This window comes from Streptomyces thermovulgaris (assembly GCF_002155915.1).
Classification (GTDB): Bacteria; Actinomycetota; Actinomycetes; order Streptomycetales; family Streptomycetaceae; genus Streptomyces; species Streptomyces thermovulgaris.
The window spans coordinates 1-3,061 of sequence record NZ_MUME01000256.1; the positions used below are offsets into that span (position 1 = coordinate 1).

Genomic DNA, 3,061 nt, shown 5'->3' on the forward strand with positions numbered 1-3,061 from the left:
GGTTGCCTGAGCGCCCGCCGGACCGGCCCGGCGGGCGCTCAGGCAACCCTCAGCGACCCAGATCACCCCGCAGTCGGCTGCATTGCGACGGAAGATGGGGGTAGTCTCAGACGAACTACATAAGTTACCGCTTAGTAATTTCGAGGCCGCCCCAGGAGCCCCCATGCAACTCGTCGCGATCATCGTGTCGCTGGTGCTGACCGTGGTCGGCGTCGCGCTGCTCGCCCGTGCCATCGGCCAGTTCGTCCGGTACTTCCGGCTGGGCCAGCCCGTTCCCGCCGGCTCGCGGACCGACAACCCCTACCAGCGCAGCGTGACCCTGGTGAAGGAGTTCCTCGGTCACACCCGGATGAACCGGTGGGGCATCGTGGGCATCGCCCACTGGTTCGTGGCGATCGGGTTCCTGACCCTGCCGCCCACCCTGGCACAGGCCTACGGCCAGCTGTTCCAGGCCGACTGGACCCTGCCGGTGCTCGGCGGCTTCCTGCCGTTCGAGATGTACATCGAGTTCATCGGCGCCATGACGGTGATCGGCATCGTCGTGCTGATGGTGATCCGCCTGCTGAGCCTGCCCTCGAAGGCCGGCCGCAAGTCCCGCTTCGCGGGCTCCACCGCCTGGCAGGCGTACTTCGTCGAGTACGTCATCCTCACCATCGGCCTGGCGATCTACGTGCTGCGCGGCCTGGAGGGCGCCCTGCACCACGTGGACGGCTACCAGGCCTCGTACTTCGCCTCCTACCCGCTGGTCCTCGCCTTCGACGGTCTGAGCACGGCCACGCTGCAGAACCTGGTCTACCTGGTGGCCATGATCAAGATCAGCACCTCGTTCATCTGGATGATCGTGGTCTCGCTGAACACCCACATGGGCGTGGCCTGGCACCGCTTCCTGGCCTTCCCCAACATCTGGTTCAAGCGCAACGCCACCGGTGAGACCGCCCTGGGCGCCCTGCAGCCGATGACCTCCGGCGGCAAGCCGATCGACTTCAGCGACCCCGGCGAGGACGACGTCTTCGGCGTCTCCCAGGTCGAGCACTTCTCCTGGAAGGGCCTGCTGGACTTCTCCACCTGCACCGAGTGCGGCCGCTGCCAGTCGCAGTGCCCCGCCTGGAACACCGGCAAGCCGCTGTCGCCGAAGCTGCTGATCATGTCGCTGCGCGACCACGCCCACGCCAAGGCCCCCTACCTGCTGGCCGGCGGCGGCAAGACCATGGAGGGCGAGGAGAAGGCCTCCGCCGAGCAGCTCAAGGACGTGCCCGCCAGCGCGCTGGCCGAGGCCGAGCGCCCGCTGATCGGCACCGCCGAGGAAGGCGGCGTCATCGACCCGGACGTGCTGTGGTCCTGCACCACCTGCGGCGCCTGCGTCGAGCAGTGCCCGGTCGACATCGAGCACATCGACCACATCGTCGACATGCGCCGCTACCAGGTGATGATCGAGTCCAGCTTCCCCTCGGAGGCGGGCACGATGCTGAAGAACCTGGAGAAGAAGGGCAACCCCTGGGGCCTGGCCAAGAAGCAGCGTCTGCAGTGGACCAAGGAGGTCGACTTCGAGGTCCCGATCGTCGGCAAGGACATCGAGGACCTCTCCGAGGTCGAGTACCTGTACTGGGTCGGCTGCGCGGGCGCCCTGGAGGACCGCGCCAAGAAGACCACCAAGGCCTTCGCCGAGCTGCTGCACATCGCGGGCGTGAAGTTCGCGATCCTGGGCGGCGACGAGAAGTGCACCGGTGACTCCGCCCGCCGCCTGGGCAACGAGCCCCTGTTCCAGGAGCTCGGCATGGAGAACGTCGCGACGCTGAACGCCGCCTTCGGCGAGGAGACGGACGACGAGGGCAACGTCACTCCCGAGTCGCGCAAGCCGAAGTCGGCGAAGAAGATCGTCGCCACCTGCCCGCACTGCCTCAACACCCTCGCCAACGAGTACCCGCAGCTCGGCGGCGACTACGAGGTCATCCACCACACCCAGCTGCTCCAGCACCTCGTCGACGAGGGCAAGCTCGTCCCGGTCACGCCGGTCGAGGGCATCATCACCTACCACGACCCGTGCTACCTGGGCCGCCACAACCGGATCTACACCCCGCCGCGGGAGATCATCGGCAAGGTGCCCGGCCTCAGGAACGAGGAGATGCACCGCCACAAGGAGCGCGGCTTCTGCTGCGGCGCCGGCGGCGCGCGGATGTGGATGGAGGAGCGGATCGGCAAGCGCATCAACGAGGAGCGCGTCGACGAGGCCCTCTCCCTCGACCCCGACATCGTCTCCACCGCCTGCCCGTTCTGCCTCGTCATGCTCACCGACTCCGTCAACGGCAAGAAGAACGACGGCAAGGCCAAGGAGTCCGTCCAGGTCGTGGACGTCGCCCAGCTGCTGCTCGACTCCGTCAAGACCCCGGCCGACCCGGCGGGCGAGGAGAAGAGCGAGAGCGAGCCGGAGCCCGAGCCGGTGAAGTAGGCCCCGAGCCGGCCGGGCCGCCCGGCCCCGAACGCACGACGCCCCCGGCGTCCGTACCGCAACCCGCCGTACGGACGCCGGGGGCGTCCTCGTCCCGGGGCAGTCCCCGCTCCTCCCGGGCAGTTCCCGCGGACGGGTCTCCCGGACGGCGCCCGGGCGCCCTCGGCCTTCCGGCGCTCAGGCGCCCTTGGGCCCGGCCTGCTGCACCACCTCGAAGGACCACAGGGTGGCGTCCGTGGCCGCGGGCCGGGGCCGCTCCCCGCCCTCGGCCGTGCCGTGGTGCGCGGCCTTCATCGGCCCCTCCATCCAGGCCCGGAACGACTCCTCGTCGCGCCAGCGCGTGTAGACGAGGTAGGTGTCGGTGCCCTCGACGGGGCGCAGAAGCTCGAACCACTCGAACCCGTCGGAGTTCTCGACGGCGTGGGCCCGGGAGGCGAACCGCTTCTCCAGCGTCTCGCGCTGCTCGGGGGGCACGGTCAGCACATTGATCTTGACTACGCTCATGGTCCCATCCTGCCCGCCGACGGCCGCCCCGCCACTCGGCACCTCCGCCTCCTCTCTCGGGAACACCCCTCCCTCCTCTCCCGGGAACACCCCTCCCTCCTCTCCCGGGGG

General features: G+C 69.2%; 2 protein-coding genes. One reads left to right on the forward strand and one right to left on the reverse strand.

Annotated features, from left to right (window positions below):
• Positions 1 to 163 precede the first annotated feature (163 nt).
• Positions 164 to 2,446, forward strand: a complete 2,283-nt coding sequence (locus tag CCN35_RS19850) for a (Fe-S)-binding protein (RefSeq protein ID WP_067398860.1) — start codon at positions 164 to 166, stop codon at positions 2,444 to 2,446.
• Between the two features lie 177 nt (positions 2,447 to 2,623).
• Here CCN35_RS19850 and CCN35_RS19855 read toward each other — a convergent pair whose 3' ends face one another.
• The gene (locus CCN35_RS19855; protein ID WP_067398863.1) at positions 2,624 to 2,950 is read right to left on the reverse strand and encodes an antibiotic biosynthesis monooxygenase family protein; all 327 of its coding nucleotides are present in this window, start codon (positions 2,948 to 2,950) and stop codon (positions 2,624 to 2,626) included.
• Positions 2,951 to 3,061: the final 111 nt, after the last annotated feature.